This is a genomic window from Actinomadura sp. NTSP31 (genome assembly GCF_041951385.1).
Lineage (GTDB): Bacteria > Actinomycetota > Actinomycetes > Streptosporangiales > Streptosporangiaceae > Spirillospora > Spirillospora napierensis.
The window spans coordinates 177450-193039 of sequence record NZ_JBGNUT010000017.1; the positions used below are offsets into that span (position 1 = coordinate 177450).

At 73.6% G+C, this 15590-nt stretch carries 17 protein-coding genes; 10 read left to right on the forward strand and 7 right to left on the reverse strand.

Annotation, left to right across the window (positions count from 1 at the left end; all coding sequences use genetic code 11):
- Positions 1-3: 3 nt before the first annotated feature.
- Together ACA514_RS27850 and ACA514_RS27855 are read right to left on the reverse strand one after the other, a co-directional pair.
- Positions 4-513 (reverse strand): hypothetical protein, encoded by a 510-nt coding sequence (locus ACA514_RS27850; protein WP_375044188.1) that lies wholly within the window; start codon positions 511-513, stop codon positions 4-6.
- A gap of 450 nt (positions 514-963) precedes the next feature.
- The gene (locus ACA514_RS27855; RefSeq protein ID WP_375044189.1) at positions 964-1464 is read right to left on the reverse strand and encodes a hypothetical protein; all 501 of its coding nucleotides are present in this window, start codon (positions 1462-1464) and stop codon (positions 964-966) included.
- Between the two features lie 176 nt (positions 1465-1640).
- Here ACA514_RS27855 and ACA514_RS27860 point away from each other — a divergent pair, with 176 nt between their 5' ends.
- A complete protein-coding gene (locus ACA514_RS27860) occupies positions 1641-2417 on the forward strand; it encodes a hypothetical protein (protein WP_375044190.1) in 777 nt (258 codons plus the stop codon).
- 4 nt (positions 2418-2421) lie between these two features.
- Here the strand turns inward: ACA514_RS27860 and ACA514_RS27865 are convergent, their stop codons facing one another.
- Genes ACA514_RS27865 through ACA514_RS27875 form a run of 3 tightly spaced genes read right to left on the reverse strand, consistent with a single transcriptional unit; the run spans position 2422 to position 5503 of the window.
- On the reverse strand, positions 2422-3447 hold the full coding sequence (locus ACA514_RS27865; protein ID WP_375044191.1) for an S-adenosylmethionine:tRNA ribosyltransferase-isomerase: 1026 nt from the start codon (positions 3445-3447) through the stop codon (positions 2422-2424).
- Positions 3444-4817: an MFS transporter gene (locus ACA514_RS27870; protein WP_375044192.1), complete on the reverse strand. Its 1374-nt coding sequence runs from the start codon at positions 4815-4817 to the stop codon at positions 3444-3446. The genes ACA514_RS27865 and ACA514_RS27870 overlap by 4 nt, the downstream gene beginning before the upstream one ends.
- A complete protein-coding gene (locus ACA514_RS27875; protein WP_375044193.1) occupies positions 4814-5503 on the reverse strand; it encodes an SDR family oxidoreductase in 690 nt (229 codons plus the stop codon). Before ACA514_RS27875 ends, ACA514_RS27870 begins: the two co-directional genes overlap by 4 nt.
- Before the next feature lie 198 nt (positions 5504-5701).
- Here ACA514_RS27875 and ACA514_RS27880 point away from each other — a divergent pair, with 198 nt between their 5' ends.
- The 5 genes from ACA514_RS27880 to ACA514_RS27900 all read left to right on the forward strand — a co-directional run bounded on the left by ACA514_RS27880 (position 5702) and on the right by ACA514_RS27900 (position 10020).
- Positions 5702-6841, forward strand: coding sequence for a GAF domain-containing sensor histidine kinase (locus ACA514_RS27880; RefSeq protein ID WP_375044194.1), 1140 nt, complete (start codon positions 5702-5704; stop codon positions 6839-6841).
- Positions 6838-7560 (forward strand): response regulator, encoded by a 723-nt coding sequence (locus tag ACA514_RS27885; protein ID WP_375044195.1) that lies wholly within the window; start codon positions 6838-6840, stop codon positions 7558-7560. Before ACA514_RS27880 ends, ACA514_RS27885 begins: the two co-directional genes overlap by 4 nt.
- Before the next feature lie 36 nt (positions 7561-7596).
- Positions 7597-8385, forward strand: coding sequence for a PP2C family protein-serine/threonine phosphatase (locus tag ACA514_RS27890; protein WP_375044196.1), 789 nt, complete (start codon positions 7597-7599; stop codon positions 8383-8385).
- A gap of 319 nt (positions 8386-8704) precedes the next feature.
- Positions 8705-9154, forward strand: coding sequence for a DUF2752 domain-containing protein (locus ACA514_RS27895; protein WP_375044197.1), 450 nt, complete (start codon positions 8705-8707; stop codon positions 9152-9154).
- A gap of 89 nt (positions 9155-9243) precedes the next feature.
- Positions 9244-10020: an RDD family protein gene (locus ACA514_RS27900; protein WP_375044198.1), complete on the forward strand. Its 777-nt coding sequence runs from the start codon at positions 9244-9246 to the stop codon at positions 10018-10020.
- A gap of 75 nt (positions 10021-10095) precedes the next feature.
- Here the strand turns inward: ACA514_RS27900 and ACA514_RS27905 are convergent, their stop codons facing one another.
- Entirely contained in the window at positions 10096-10848 is a 753-nt protein-coding gene (locus ACA514_RS27905; RefSeq protein ID WP_375044199.1) for a hypothetical protein, read from the reverse strand.
- A 149-nt stretch (positions 10849-10997) separates the two neighbouring features.
- On the opposite strand from ACA514_RS27905, the gene ACA514_RS27910 reads away from it, so the two are divergent.
- The 4 genes from ACA514_RS27910 to ACA514_RS27925 all read left to right on the forward strand — a co-directional run bounded on the left by ACA514_RS27910 (position 10998) and on the right by ACA514_RS27925 (position 14505).
- Entirely contained in the window at positions 10998-12197 is a 1200-nt protein-coding gene (locus ACA514_RS27910) for an RNA-guided endonuclease InsQ/TnpB family protein (protein WP_375044200.1), read from the forward strand.
- 260 nt (positions 12198-12457) lie between these two features.
- Positions 12458-13246, forward strand: a complete 789-nt coding sequence (locus ACA514_RS27915) for an ABC transporter ATP-binding protein (RefSeq protein ID WP_375044201.1) — start codon at positions 12458-12460, stop codon at positions 13244-13246.
- A gap of 147 nt (positions 13247-13393) precedes the next feature.
- Complete coding sequence (locus ACA514_RS27920; RefSeq protein WP_375044202.1) at positions 13394-14167, forward strand: sulfite exporter TauE/SafE family protein; 774 nt, start codon at positions 13394-13396, stop codon at positions 14165-14167.
- 89 nt (positions 14168-14256) lie between these two features.
- Positions 14257-14505 carry a hypothetical protein gene (locus tag ACA514_RS27925; RefSeq protein ID WP_344272981.1) on the forward strand — a complete coding sequence of 83 codons (249 nt, stop codon included), beginning with the start codon at positions 14257-14259 and terminating at the stop codon, positions 14503-14505.
- A 35-nt stretch (positions 14506-14540) separates the two neighbouring features.
- Here the strand turns inward: ACA514_RS27925 and ACA514_RS27930 are convergent, their stop codons facing one another.
- Positions 14541-15458: a Rieske 2Fe-2S domain-containing protein gene (locus tag ACA514_RS27930; RefSeq protein WP_375044203.1), complete on the reverse strand. Its 918-nt coding sequence runs from the start codon at positions 15456-15458 to the stop codon at positions 14541-14543.
- Positions 15459-15590 lie beyond the last annotated feature (132 nt).

The following is a 15590-nucleotide window of genomic DNA, read 5'->3' on the forward strand; positions in this document are numbered from 1 at the left end:
GGGTCAGTCGATCTTGCAGACCGCGAGGTCGTCGAACGCCGCTGACATCGCGGGCTCGTCGCCCCCGCCCGGCGCGGCCTCCAGACCGACGCGGCCGGGGCCGAGCGGCCGGCGGGCGTCGGTCGTGTCGATCAGCCGGTGCCCGTTCACCCAGAGCCGCAACCGGACCTTCGTGCCGCCGACCTCGTCCTCGCAGGCGATCTGGACCTTGTTCGCCTTGTCCGGCCTGATGCTGCGCAACGGGCCGCTCTCCGCCAGCTCCTGGACGCCCTGGTCGGGACTGGTCTTGGTGAGCGTGGCCTCCCTGCCGTCCTTGCGGATCAGGAACGCGTACCGCCGGCCCGCCACTCCGGACGCGTCGGCGACGGCGCGGCAGTCGACCCCGTACCGGCCGCTGCCCATCCCCGGCTGATCCTGCCCCTTGGCCGTGACCGTCACGAGCGCGCGCGCCGGGATCCTGGCGACGTCCAGGGGAGCCGGAACCCAGTTGCCGTCGGCCGTCCCGGAGTCCACCAGGTAGTGGCCGCCCGCCGTAACCGGAGCCCTTGACCTCGTCGGAGATGTGGTCCAGGGCGCCCGGCCAGCCGGCGTTGGTGTCGGTGAAGTCGTCGCCCCAGACCCGGGTGACGTCGCCGGGCGGCCCGGCGTCCGCGCCGGAGCCCACGCCGCGGGCGATGAGCGCCCCGGCCGCCACCGCGACGATCACGGCGGCGGACGCCGCCCCGACCCGCAGCGAACGCCGGTCCGGCCCGGCGCGCTCCGCGACCGGCGTCCGCGCCTCCGCCCACTCGGCCCGCACGGTGGCCTCCAGCGTCCCCGGGTCGCCGGGACGCGCCTCACCGACCAGCCGGTCGAGCAGTTCCCCGGCGGACGGGCGGTCCCGCGGGTCCTTGGCGAGCGCGGCGAGGGCGAGCCCGCGCAGTTCGGGATCGAGACCGTCCAGCACCGGCTCCCGCGTCTGGATCAGATGGAACGTCTCGGCGATCGTCCGGCCCTGGAATGGGGGCCGTCCCGTCCCCGCGAAGGCGACCACGCACCCCCAGGCGAACACGTCGGACGCCTGGCCAGCGCGGTCGCGACGCCGACCGCGAGGCCCTCCAGCGCCGACCCGGCCAGCGGCCCCCGCCCCCCCACCGCGCGCTCGAGGTTCGGGCCGTCGATGTACTCGGTGACGAGGTAGGGCGGACGCCGGTCGAGGTCGGCGTCGATCAGCGGCGCGGTGCAGTACCGCCGCACCCTCCGCGCGGCCTCGACCTCCCGCCGGAACCGCCGGAGCGCGTCGCCCTCCCCCGCCAGCTCGGGGTTGATCACCTTGACGGCCACCCGGTCCCCGCCCGGGCCTTCGGCGAGGAAGACCGTCCCCATCCCGCCCTGCCCCAGCCGCCCGAGCAGCCGGTACGGCCCAACGCGCCCCGGATCGTCCGCCCGCAAAGCCTCGGCGTGGCGTTCCGCATCGAGAGTCATCGCGATCCTGACGGGTCCGGGAGCTTGCGCAGCACCCTAATGGGACGGAACGCCCCGCCCCCGGTTCGCGCCGGATCAGGCCACCGAGATCATCCGATGGGGGCGGGCGGTGCGGAACTTCGGGGGTGGGGGGTGCGTCGTAGGCGGGACGATCATCGTGAGACCGGGGGTGGCCCGTGCCTGTGGGGTTGGAGCTGGCGGATCCTGAGGATCTGTGGGCGGAGAAGTGCGCGCTGGCCCTGCTCAGCGTCGGCACCCTGGGCTGGGGCGCGACGGTGCGGGACGACGGGGTGCGCAGTGACGACGTCGGCAACGGCTGGCATGGGATGAGCTGGGTCGAAGGCGGCCGGGCGATCCTGTACGGCTACGACGTCGACTACAGCAGGACGCGGGCGCACGTGCCGCCCATCGATCTGCTGGCCGGCGGCCCGGCGTGGCTGCCCTGGGAGTGGCTGGCGCGGTTGATGGACGAGGAGCAGGTCATCCAGTACGTCTACTGGTGGGACGGCTCGGCGTGGGCCCGCACGGACTATCCGGACGGTCTGGAGGACGGCGGGGGCGGCACAACGGGCCGCGACGACCAGGTCGAAGACTCCTTCTTCGCGTGGGGGGACGACCCGGGGCAGGCGGTGAAGGCCTTCGAGGACCTCATCCGCGCGGCGCGCGCGCGGGCGGTGGACCGGGACGTGGTCGAGGCGCTGTTGGCTCGCTTGGACTTCGACAGCTTCGAGATCGAGCCGACGGAGCCGTTCGACGCGGAGGCGGTGCTCGGGGCCGCGGGGCGGGCCGGGCTCACGGCGGGCTCCGTCCGGCCCGAGCTGCCCGCCGGGCAGGGGGAGCCGGCGGGCCGCCGCGCCCACCTCATCGACCATCCCGGGGACTGGGCGCCGTTCGAGGAGAGCTTCCTGACCGAGGGGGTGCCCGCGCACTTGTGCTGGTCGCCGCCGTCCTGAGGCCCTACGGCAGCAGAAGGTTCGCGTCGCCGAATTCGTGCCAGAGGTAGTGCTCGTCCAGGGCGGCCTGGTAGGTGGCGGCGAGCAGGTCGGGGCCGGCGATGGCGGTGAGCATCATCAGGTGCGACGAGCGGGGCTCGTGGAGGCCGGTGAGGAGGCCGTCGACGGCTCGGACGCCGCGTTCGGGCGTGACGACGTGCTCGGTCCAGCCCGAGGACGGCCGGACGTGTCCGGAGGCGTCCACGGACGTCTCCAGGGCGCGGACGGCGGTGGTGCCGACCGCGATGACGCGGCCGCCGCGGGAGCGGACGTGGGAGACCAGCGCGGCGGTGGGTGCGGACACCTCGTAGCGTTCGGCGTAGGGCGGTTCGTGGGCCTCGGGGGACGCGACGCCGGTGTGCAGGGTGATCGGGGCGATCAGGACGCCGCGCGACACCAGCCGGGTGACCAGTTCGGGGGTGAAGGGGCGGGCGGCGCTCGGCATCTCGGCTCCGCCCGCCGAGCGGTCGTGGGCGAACGCGGTCTGGTAGGCGGCGGCGGGCCAGTCGCGGTCGACGTGCCCGTAGCGGATGGGGACGCCGTGGCGCCGCAGGTAGGGGACGACGTCGGTGCTCAGCCGGGCCTGCCAGAGCCGGTCGGTGCTGCGCCGGATGAGGGTGAGGGTGGCGCCGCCGGGCATCGGGATCCATTCGCCGGGGCTGCCGCCGCTGTAGGGGAGGCTCGTTTTCCCGGACATGCGGCGGAGTTCGACGATCCAGTGGCGGTCGTCGGCGCCCGGCAGGGGCGTGGAGAAGTGGACGCTGATGCGGTCGAGGCGGACGGCGGCGGGCAGCGTGGACGAGGTGTTGACCACGAGGAGGTCGCCGGCGTCCAGCAGCGACGGCAGGTCGCGGAACGCGTGGTGGGAGACCTCGCCGGTGGCGCGGCGGCCGACGAGCAGGCGGACGCCGTCGCGGGTGCGGCCGCGGGCTTCGGGCGGTTCGTGGGCTTCGAGGTCGCGCGGCAGGGTGAAGTCGATGATGTCGGTCATTTCCGGGCCTCCAGGCGGAGTGCGGCGACCACGCCGACGGCGGCGATCGCGGCGAACATCGCTCCGGCGGCGCCGAGCCCCAGGTGGAGCCGGCCGGCGCCGAAGCCGGTGACGAGCGCCCCCGCGGCGCCCACCACGAGGGACGAGCCGAGGGTGTCGGCGACCTGCAGCGCCGAGGAGTTGACGCCCTGCTCGTCCTCGGGGGACAGGTCCAGCATCAGGACGCTGAGGCTGCCCGTCGCGAAGCCCATCCCGGCGCCGCCGACGATCCAGGCGGGCACGGCCGCCCAGCCGGACAGCTGGAGCGCGATGGTCACGGCGACGATCCCGACGGTGACGAGCACCGCACCGAGCAGGGCGAAGAACGCGCGGGACCGCTCCGACCGTCCCTGGATCTGGGACGCGGCGGACCAGCCGAGCCCGCCGACGGTCAGCACGATGCCGGCCGTGGTCGCGCTGAACCCGTGCAGCGAGGTGAGGGTCAGCGGGACGAAGGAGTCGGCGCCGAAGAACGCGCCGGACAGCAGCGCCCGGACGAGGACGATGCTGGGCAGCCCGCGGCGGAACCGGAGCGTCCCGGCGGGCAGCAGCCGGGGGAGCCCGTAGCCGAGCCCGGCGAGGCCCACCAGGGCGGCCGGGACCATCGTCCAGCCGGTGCGGCCGAGGCCGTAGAGCAGCAGCCCGGCGCCCGCCGCCGCGGCGATGGCCGTGATGTACCGGGCGCGGCCCGCCGCGTCCGGCGCGGCCCCGGACCGGCGGACGCCGCGCAGCGTGGGCGTCAGCAGCAGCGCGGCCGGGATGACGAGGGGGATGAGGCCGAGGAACACCCAGCGCCAGCCGAAGTGCTGGGCGACGGCGCCGCCGACGGCGGGGCCGATCAGCGACGGCAGCACCCAGGCGGCCGACAGCGCGGCGAACACGCGGGACCGCAGGTGGTCGGGGTAGACGCGGGCGATCACCACGTAGAGCGCGACCATCGGGACGCCGGAGCCGAGGCCCTGGACCGCGCGTCCGGCGACGAACAGCCACATGGTCGGCGCGGCCCCGGCGACGGCGAGCCCGGCCACGAACACGCCGAGCCCGATCATGAACGGGCGGGCCGGGCCGAACCGGTCGACCCACCCGCCCGCCAGCACGACCGACAGCAGGCTCGCGATCAGCGTCGCGCTGAAGCCCCACGCGTACAGCGACAGGCCGTCCAGGTCGCCGGCGACGGTGGGCATGACGGTGCCGACCGACATGGACTCGAAGGCCAGCAGGGTGACGACGAGGACGATGCCGAGGGTCGGCACCCGGTACCCGCCGCTCATCACCCCCTGGCGCGGCCGTTCCCCGGCGGCCGCCTCCTCCGGTTCGATCACGGTGGTCATCGTGCGCCCGCCAGGTCCGCGGCGCGGTACCGGCCGCTCGCGGGCCGGCCGTCGACGAGCCGGCGGAACGCGGCGGCGGCCTCCTCGGGCGGCGGCGCGGCGTCGGCGTCCTCTCCGGCGGCGCGCAGCATGTCGGTGCGCATCTCCCCCGGGTCCGCCCACCACACGCGCACGTAGGGCTCCTCGGCCGCGAGGACGTTGGACAGCTGCTCCAGCGCCGCCTTCGACGACCCGTAGCCGCCCCACGTCGCGTAGTTCTCGACCGCCGCGTCCGAGGTGACGTTGAGGATCGCGCCCTGCCGATCCCGCAGCGCCGGCAGGACGGCCTGGATCAGCGCGAGCGGCGCCAGCACGTTCGTCGCGTACGTCGCGGCGAGGTCGGCGACGGGCTGGTCGGCGAGCCGGGGCAGCGGCGTCGTGCCGAGGGTGCTCGCGTTGTTGACGAGCAGGTCGAGCCCGCCGGAGACGGCGCGGGCGAGGTCGGCGCGGTGCGCGGCGTCGGCGACGTCCCCGGCGATCGCCGTGACCTCGCCCCCGATCTCGCGGGCCGCCGCGTCCAGCGCCGCCGCGTCGCGCCCGTCGACGACGAGCCGCCAGCCGTCCCGCGCCAGCTCGCGGGCCAGCGCGCGCCCGAGACCCCGCGACGCTCCAGTGATCAGTGCTGTCTTCGTGCCGGCCGTCTCCATGTCCCCGACGCTAGGAACAGGCGCGGTTTCCGGCATCGGCCATCGGCCCCCGGGCCCGCTCCGCAAATGGTCTTAGGACCCCGGACCCCCATGCCGGGGCCCGCGTCCGGAGGCGCGGACGCAAAACCGAGTACGGTCTTCACATGTGCGCGCCGAACGGCGCGCGAACGGCGTGCGAAGGGGAGGCGGGAAGCCGCGATGGGCGACGCGGAAGGGCTCGGAACCGGGCAGGGCGCGACCCTGCACGCGGTGAGCTCCGCCGTGCTCGCGGTCACCCGCCACCTGTCGGTGCACGAGGTGCTCCAGGTCATCGTCCGGGCGGCGGCGCAGCTGCTGGACGCCCGGTACGCGGCGCTCGGCGTGCCCGACGACGAGGGGTCCTTCGCCGAGTTCGTCGTCGAGGGCGTCTCCGACGAGGACTGGGAGCGGATCGGCCCGCTGCCCCGCCAGCACGGCATGCTCGCGGCGATGCTGCACGGCGACACGCCGAAGCGGCTGCCCGACATCCGCAAGGAGCCGGAGTTCGAGGGCTGGCCGGTCGCGCACCCCGTCCTGAAGGACTTCCTGGGCGTGCCGATAAAGGACGGCGACGACGTCCTCGGCATCATCTTCCTGGCGAACAAGCGGCGGCCCGGCGGGTTCACGCAGGACGACCAGGACCTGCTGACGCTGTTCGCCGCGCACGCCGCCATCGCGATGGCGAACGCCCGGCTGTACGAGCACAACCGCGAGCTGACGGTCGTCGCCGAGCGCAACCGGCTGGCCCGCGAGCTGCACGACGCCGTCGCGCAGAAGCTGTTCTCGCTGCGGCTGACGGCCCGCACCGCGTCCGCGCTGGCCGAGAAGGACCCGGCGCGGACGGTCCGGGAGCTGGAGCAGGTCGAGCGGCTCGCCGCCGACGCGCTCGCCGAGCTGCGCGCGGTGATCTTCGAGCTGCGGCCGGCGGACCTCGCCGACGGCCTGGTCGCCTCGCTGCGCAAGCACGCCGAGGTGCTGGACCGGGCGCACGAGACCGCCGTCCGGTTCACCGCCGCCGAACCGGTCGTCCTGCCGGAGGCGCACGAGGCCGTGGTGCTGCGGATCGCGCAGGAGGCCGTCTACAACGCGCTGCGGCACGCCGGGGCGCGGACGGTCGACGTCAGCCTGACCGTGCACGGCGGCCGCGCCGTGCTGGAGGTCGCCGACGACGGGTCCGGCTTCGACGCCCTCGACGGCGAGCAGCAGGGCGGGCTCGGGCTCGCGTCGATGCGCGACCGGGCGTGCTCGATCGGCGGGACGTTCGCGGTCGGCACCGGCCCGGAGAGCGGCACCACCGTCCGGCTGGAGGTGCCGCTGTGACCCCGCCCTCGCAGCCGATCCGGGTGCTGATCGCCGACGACCATCCGGTCGTCCGGCAGGGGCTGCGCACGTTCCTGAGCATCCAGGACGACATCGAGGTGGTCGGGGAGGCCGCGGACGGCACTTCGGCCGTGACGCTGGCCGAATCGCTGGAGCCCGATATCGTGCTGATGGACCTCAAGATGCCGGGCGCCGACGGCGTGACCGCGCTGACGGAGCTGCGGGCTCGGGGAGTGGGGGCGCGGGTGCTGATCCTGACCAGCGTCACCGAGCGCGGGCACGTGCTGCCGGCGGTGCGGGCGGGCGCGGCCGGCTACCTGTACAAGGACGTGGACCCGCGGGCCCTCGTCCAGGCGATCAGGGCGGTGCACGACGGTCATGTGCTGTTCGCGCCGGACGCGGCGGAGGCGGTGCTGCGCTCGGAGTCCGGGCGCGAGCCGGCCGACCGCGGCCTCGCCGCGCTCACCGAACGGGAACGGGAGGTGCTCGTGCACATCGCGTGCGGCAGATCGAACCGGGAGATCGCCCGCGCGCTCGTGGTCTCGGAGAAGACGGTCAAGACGCACGTCAGTAATCTGCTCATGAAACTGGGAGTGCAGGATCGGACGCAGGCGGCGCTGTACGCCGTCCGGAACGGCATCGGCCAGAGCGGCGGCGGCCAGGACGGCGCCGGCCGGGAGGACGGTGCGGACCGGGCCGGGCAGGCCGCCCGTGAGTGATACAACTCCTCTGACAGGATCGTCATCGAAATCGGTATGAACGTAGCAATCAGGTACGCAGCAGGCAGTGACATCGGGTGCAACCGAGAGAACAACGAGGACTCGGGCTACGCCGGTGCGCGGTTGATCGCGGTCGCGGACGGCATGGGGGGCTATGCCGGCGGCGAGGTCGCGAGCTCGACCGTCATCGGCTCGCTGCGCTCACTGGACACCGGCGCCCATGGTGACGATCTGGTCGAGAGCCTCGGCCGCGCGGTCGCGGAGGCCAACGAGAAGTTGCGCATCGTCCGCGAGGAGCGGCCCGACCTGAGCCGGATGGGCACCACCCTGACCGCGATGCTGTGGTCGGGCGAGTCGGTGGCCCTGGCGCACATCGGCGACTCGCGCGGCTACCTGCTGCGCGACGGCGAGCTCTTCCAGATGACCCAGGACCACACGATGGACGAGCTGCTGAAGGCGGAGGCCGAGCAGGCGGGGCAGACCGCCGACCCGGCCGAGACCTCGCGGCTGTCCCACGTGCTGTACCGGGTGCTGGACGGCCGGGACGACCGCGAGCCCGACCTGCGCCCGCGCGAGGCCCGGCTCGGCGACCGCTACCTGCTCTGCTCCGACGGGCTGAGCGGTCCGGTGGAGGCGCAGCGCATCTACGAGCTGCTGTCCGCGGAGGCCGATCCGCAGCGGGCCGTCGCCGCGCTGATCGAGGAGGCCCGGGCCAACGGCGGCCCGGACAACATCACCGCGGTGGTGGCGGACGTCGTCGAGGCGGAGTACCACTCCGACGCCGGCGGCCCGGTGGTCGTGGGCGCCGCCGCGTCCCAGTCCTGATCCGGGTCCGGATCCGGTCCGGTCGCCCGCCCCTTCGGGCTCGCCCCGTGCTGCCCGCGGCTCCGCCCGCGGCCGTCTCCGCGGCTCCGTCCGCGGCCGCCTCCGCCGGGTCTTCCGGTGTCCTCGCGGAGTCATTCGTGCATCGGTACCTGTAAAGCGTGCCCGCATAGCTGCCGGTTTGTCCTACTCTTGCTCCGAGGTGGACTCAGCATGCCCTCGGTAACGGTCCCGTCGCGGATCGTTGCCCGGACTTGACCCGCCTCCGGGTGCACCCGGTATACGGGTCACTCAGCTGTATGTCTTCGAGGCGGAGGATTCGTTGGGGGGAGCGCCCGGGGCGGCGGCCACCGGCGCACCGGACGGTGCGCTCGGCAGGCTCGTCAGCCGGACCCTCACCGCAGCGCGGCGCGGCCCGCGAGCCGCGATGCTGCGCGTTGCGGCGATGGCCGTTGCGGCCGTCGGCGTTTCACGGATCCACCGCCTCCACGACCCCGGCGTGCTCCGCCCCTGGCGGGCGCTCACCGGTCCCCCGCGTCCCCTGCTCGGGGGGACCGCCGCGTTCACCGACCTCGTCACGGGCCGTCCGGCCCGCGGCGTGCGGGCGGACCCGGCGGCCCTGACCGGTGCGATCGCCGTCGCCCTCGCCCCGCCGGGGCCCTGGGGACGGTGGTGGGCACTCCAGCCGAAGACCCGTGCCCGAATGCTCGGCACCGCCCTCGCCGGGTCGGAGCTGTGGCAGCTCGTCCGGTTCGGTGTTCTGCGGGTTTGAGCCGCGGTCGGTCGTCGGTCAGACTTGCGGAGCCCTCCGGGTCCGGCGGGCGTCACATATCCACCAGGGTCAATCAATAAGGAGCAAGTGTGGGTAACCCCTACGACCCGTACGGTCAGCAGCCGGGCTACGGGCAGCAGCAGCCTGGGTACGGGCAGCAGCAGCAGCCCGGGTACGGCCAGCCGCCGGCGCAGCAGCCGGGCTACGGCCAGCCGCCCGCCCAGCCCGGGTACGGCCAGCAGCCCCAGCCGGGCTACGGCCAGCCGCCGGCGCAGCAGCCGGGTTACGGCCAGCCGGCGGCCCAGCCCGGGTACGGCCAGCCCGCCGCGCAGCCGGGTTACGGCCAGCCGCCCGCGGCGCAGCCGGCCTACGGCGGCCCGCAGGTGCCCGCCCAGGCGCAGCCGGGCTACCAGGAGGTGCACCACCACCACTACGGCTCGACCGGCCAACTGGCCGAATGGGGCTCGCGTGCCGGTGCCACCATCATCGACGGGCTCGTGATCGGCGCGCCGGTCGGCATCCTCTACTTCATCGCGGCCCTGCTGATGGGTTCCGGAAGCGGCGGCGGCGTCGTCATCGGGCTGCTGTTCCTGCTGGTCGCCGCGGTCATCGGCTTCGGCGGCGGCATCTGGATGATCTACCAGGAGGGCACCACCGGGCAGACGCTCGGCAAGCGCCAGATGGGCATCAAGGTGGTCAGCGCCCAGACCGGCCAGGTCCTCGGCTTCGGCGGCGCCTTCGTGCGGCGCCTGGCCCACTTCGCCGACAGCATCGCCTGCGACATCGGCTACCTCTGGCCGCTGTGGGACGAGCGCAAGCAGACCTTCGCCGACAAGATCTGCAACACCCTCGTCGTGCGCGCCTGAGCGCACGGCACGCGTTGAGCGGGGCGTCCCTCCGGGGACGTCCCGTTTTCCGTTTCCCGGCGCCGTGCGGTCCCGCTACGGGACGGGGTCGAACGCGCTGTTGCACGCGGCGACCAGCGCCCGCCGGACGGCCCGGTCGAGCAGCCGCAGCGCCTCCCCGCGGCGGTGCATCTGGTCGGCCGTGAGGCCGCGCTCGTCCATCCGCCGCGCCAGGTCCACGACCATCGACAGCCGCGTGGCGAGCGCCGCCAGCCGGTGCGCGCGCGGCGGGTAGCCGGGGGCCAGCGGATGGCCGCGCTGCGGGTCGCGCAGGTCGACCAGCGCGTCGGCGATCTCCGGCGGCACGCCGGTCACGTCGTCCACGGTCAGCAGCGCCTCGGTCGCGTCCCGCATCGCCAGCGTCAGCTGCCGGTCGGCGTCGGCGAGGCCCGGCACGTCCGGCGGGCTCGCGGACGCGTCGTGCGTGGTCCAGCGCACCCCGACGTAGGACGAGCCGCGCCGGTCCTCCTCGGGGACCAGCCCGATCGCCCGGTCGCCGAGCAGCGCGACCACCGCCGCGCCGGCGTCGATCGCGGTCCGGTTGAACTCGGCCGGGCCGGTCAGCCCGAGCGGGTCGCCCGGCTCGGGCAGCGCCAGCCGCAGCGCGGTCAGGCCGCCGACCCGCAGGTCGCCGAGCCCGCGGCGCAGCGTCACCTCGGCGGGCTCGCCGCCGAGGATCTGCGGGCCGGCCGCCTCCTCGACCGCGTCCACCGCCTCGTCCAGGCCGACGCTCCCGGTCAGCCAGGCATTGCCCCACGCGACCAGCGCGGTCGCCACGTCCTTGCTCATCAGACCTCTTTCTCGGATGCGGGCGACTCCGGCCAGGCGCGAAACCGAAGCTCCCGTGAGGCGGACGGAACGGACGATCGCTGCCCCGCGATCCGTCGTCCTTTGCCGACCAGGCACGTTTCACTGGTCGGCTTGCTAGCTTGTGAGTCGTGACCGCATCCGTGAAGCGGGCGTTCAAATACCGTTTCTACCCGACTTGTGCGCAAGCAGCAGAGTTGGCGCGCACGTTCGGATGCGTGCGCAAGGTCTACAACCTCGCTCTCGCCGCCCGCACACAGGCGTGGGTGCTGCGGCAGGAGCGGGTGAACTACAACGCCACCTCGGCGATGCTCACCGCCTGGAAGAAGACCGACGAACTCGCCTACCTCAACGAGGTGTCCTCGGTCCCCCTCCAGCAGGCGCTGCGCCACCTGCAGGCGGCATTCACCGGCTTCTTTGCCAGGCGGGCGAAATACCCGCGGTTCAAGAGCAAGAAGAAGTCCCGCGGATCCGCCGAATACACCACCTCGGCGTTCCGCTTCCGGGACGGTGAATTGACGCTGGCGAAGATGGATGGGCCATTGGCGATCGTATGGTCCCGGCCCCTGCCCGAGGGTGTGCGGCCGTCCACGGTCACCGTCTCCCAGGACGGCGCCGGACGCTGGTTCGTCTCGCTGCTGTGCGATGACCCCGCCGTGCGACCGCTGCCCGCCACCGACGCGGCGGTCGGCGTGGACGCCGGCCTGGACCACCTGCTCACCCTGTCCACCGGCGAGAAGATCACCAACCCCCGGCACGAACGTCGGGACCGGGAACGCCTCGCCAAGGCCCAGCGCCACCTGTCCCGCAAGGCCAAAGGCTCGGCCAACCGGGACAGGGCCCGCCGCCGCGTCGCCCGCGTCCACGCCCGGATCACCGACCGGCGCCGCGACACCCTGCACAAGATCACCACTCGGCTCGTTCGTGACAACCAAACGATCGTGATCGAGGACCTGTCCGTCCGGAACCTGCTTAGGAACCACACGATCGCCCGCGCCATCTCCGACGCGGCCTGGAGCGAGTTCCGGAGCATGCTGGAGTACAAGGCCGCCTGGTACGGCCGCGAGGTCATCGCGGTGGACCGATGGTTCCCCTCCTCCAAACTGTGCTCGTCCTGCGGCACCCTGCACGGCAGGATGCCGCTCAGCGTCCGCGAGTGGACGTGCGACGGCTGCGCCGCGACCCATGACCGGGACGTGAACGCGGCACGCAACCTTCTGGCCGCCGGGCTGGCGGTGTCGGTCTGTGGAGCCGGTGTAAGACCTCAACGGGAGCCCTCCCGGACGGGGCCGTCGGCGACGAAGCAGAAACCCTCACGGCGCGAGCCGTGAGAAGTCCCCCCTTCGATGAGGGGAAGAAGCCAACCCGTCCAACACTCCCCAATGGGCATGCGATCCACCATAAGCGCTCGGATCGCCTGTGCCATCGGGCGCGCGGGACGTTCCCTGCTTCCCCCGGCGGCCGGGACGGGGGTGCCGGCGGGGAGCCGGGGGGCGGCGGGGGCCCGGTATCGCATAGGTTCTTTCCTGGACGACGGACCGGTCCGGACCGGGACCGGTGGGATCACCGGGAATGGGGACGAAGGCGCGCGATGGCCGGCGAGGTACTTCAGCTCCGCGGAGTCGGGGTCAGGCGCGGGGGGTCCGCCCTGCTGCGCGATGTCACGTGGACGGTGAACGAGGGCGAGCGGTGGGTCGTCGTCGGCCCCAACGGGGCGGGCAAGACCACGCTGCTGCAGATCGCCGCCGCGATGATGCACCCCACCGAGGGCGCGGTGGAGATCCTGGAGGAGGAGATCGGCCGCACCGACGTGTTCGAGCTGCGCCCGCGCATCGGTCTCGCCAGCACCGCGCTCGCCGAGAAGGTGCCGGCCGGCGAGAAGGTCATCGACCTGGTGCTGACCGCCTCGTACGCGATCCTCGGCCGCTGGCAGGAGGAGTACGACTCCACCGACGTCAGCCGCGCCGTCGCGCTGCTGGACGCGCTCGGCTGCGCCGACCTGATGACGCGGACGTTCACCACGCTGTCGGAGGGCGAGCGCAAGCGGGTGCAGATCGCCCGCGCGCTGATGCCCGACCCGGAGCTGCTGCTGCTGGACGAGCCCGCCGCGGGCCTCGACCTCGGCGGCCGCGAGGACCTGGTCGCCCGGCTCGGCGCGCTCGCCGACGACCCGGGGGCGCCGACGATGGTGGTGGTGACCCACCACGTCGAGGAGGTCCCGGACGGCTTCACGCACGCGCTGCTGCTGCGCAAGGGCGAGATCGTCGCGCAGGGCAAGGTCGACGAGGTGTTCACCCCCGAGCACCTGACGGCCTGCTTCGGGCTGCCGCTGGCGATCGACCGGCAGAACGGCCGCTGGTACGCGCGCGCGGTCCGCTGACCGGGCCGTTCGGCGGCGCGCTCCGCGATCACCCGGCCTTTCGGGACCAACCGTCACGGAACCGCCACCCCCATTAGCGTCCTGAGCTGCACTGTCCCTACCATCATGAGCGCCGTTGCGAACTGCTAGCTCGGGGATGGGGCGCTCTTGAACCTGCTGGACGCGGCCGCGGTGTTCGCGGCCGGGGTCGCCGCCGGAGGCATCAACACGGTCGTGGGCTCGGGGTCCCTGATCACGTTCCCGACGCTCGTGGCGCTCGGCTACGTGCCCGTGGTGGCGAACGTGTCCAACAACATCGGGCTCGTCCCGGGCGGGGTGACCGGCGCCTACGGGTACCGCGCCGAGTTGAAGGGGCAGCGGGCCCGGCTGCTGCGGCTCGGCAGCGCGTCGCTGGTCGGCGCGGTGATCGGCGCGCTCCTGCTGCTGGGCCTGCCCGCCTCGGCGTTCAAGTTCATCGTCCCGATCCTGATCGTCATCGCGCTGGTGCTGGTGGTGGTCCAGCCGCGGCTGCAGAAGTGGATCCGGGAGCGCCGCGAGGACGGCGGCGGCCACGCGCACGGCGGGCCGTGGCTGTGGATCGGCGTCCTGCTGGCCGGCATGTACGGCGGCTACTTCGGCGCCGCGCAGGGCATCATCCTGATCGCGCTGCTCGGCATCATGCTGGACGACGACCTGCAGCGGTTGAACGCGAGCAAGAACGTGCTGTCGGCGATCGTCAACGGCACGGCGGCGATCCTGTTCATCCTCACCTGGCTGTACTCCGACACCGGGATCGACTGGTGGGCGGTGCTGCTGATCGCGGCCGGCTCGACGGTCGGCGGGTTCCTCGGCGCGAAGGTGGGGCGCCGCATCCCGCCCCTCGTGCTGCGCGGCGTCATCGTCGTCGTGGGCGTCGTCGCGATCGTCAATCTCCTGCGCTGACCAGCGTTTTCACCCTGTTCGCGGCGATTCGTTCGAGCGGTTTCGGGGTATAAGTCGAATATACGTTCGACAACCGGAGGTTCGCGCCGATGAAGGGCGACAGGGTGGAGATCGTGATCGACGCCGGCGGCGAGGGGACGCGGACGTACGAGGTGGTCGCCGCCCGGGCGGGCCGCCGCGTCGAGGTCGCGACCCGCCGCGGCGTGGTGGAGGTCAGCGAGGTCACCCGCACCGGGACCCCCGTCCGCACGGCCCGCTTCATGGCCAGCCGCGTCCTGGCCCTCGTGGAGTACCCGAACGCCGACGCGCATCCCGACGACGCCGCGCCGGGCTCCTGACCGGCGAGAGGGCTCCTGACGGGCCGGGCTCCCGCCTAGCCGAGCGGCCGGACCTGGACGACGCCGTCGGTGACGCGGGTCTCGAAGCAGGGCTGGCGGGCGGTCGCGGGGCCGTGCACCACGGAGCCGTCGCGGACCCGGAACGTGCTGCCGTGCCACGGGCAGACGATGCAGGTGTCGGCGTTGTCGTCGGTGACGATGCGGCCCTGGTGCAGCGGCCCGGCGAGGTGGCTGCAGCGGTCGGCGAGCACGTTGATCTCGTCGCCCTCGCGCAGCACGAACAGGCTGATGTAGCCGAGGCGGCGGTGCACGGGCCAGCCGTCGGGAAGCTCGTCGACGGCGCACAGGTCGTGCCAGCCGGTCCCGACGAGGTGGGCGGTCTGGTCGGCGTGGCTGGCGCCGGCGGCCTGCCGGAACGCCAGGTGCCCGCCGAGGTAGGCGCCGCCGAGCAGCACGGTGAGCCCGGCGAACCCGAACGCCTTGCCCGCGCCGTCGCGTCCCTGGTAGCGAGCGGCGAGGGACGCCGAGTACAGCATGCTCGCGGTGGCCGTCGCGGACGCGTGCACCAGCCCGACGCGCTGCTGCTCGCGGTGCAGCGCGGACCAGTCGGCGATGCCGGTGAGGACGGTCGGGACGGCCCCGGCGAGCCCGGCGGCGACGAGCGCCTGGGAGGCGCGCGCCGTGCCCGGCATGAGGTCGAGGATCGCCGACGACATCCAGCAGCCGATCGGCACGTCGGTGAGCGGTGTGTGCGCGGGGTGCCCGAACGGGACGCCGTGCAGGGCGTCCTTCAGCGGCCCGGGGCGGAGCGTCCTCCGCACGGCGGTCGAGAGCACCCGGATGGTGCGGTCGAGGCCGCGCGCGTGCTCCAGGGTGTCCGTCGCGTCCGCCAGCCGCTGGGACGCCTGCGCCCGTGCCCCGCGCCGGAAGATGTTGCTCGACCGCCGGTTCATGTCCCTCCCTCGGGTGCGTGCGGGCGGCCGCCTGGGGCGGCGCCCGGACCCATCGGTTCCGTCCGGCCCACTGGTTAGAGACGGCCGTAATGGGACGCTTGGTTGCGAGGTTAGTCGATCCCCCAAGTGACG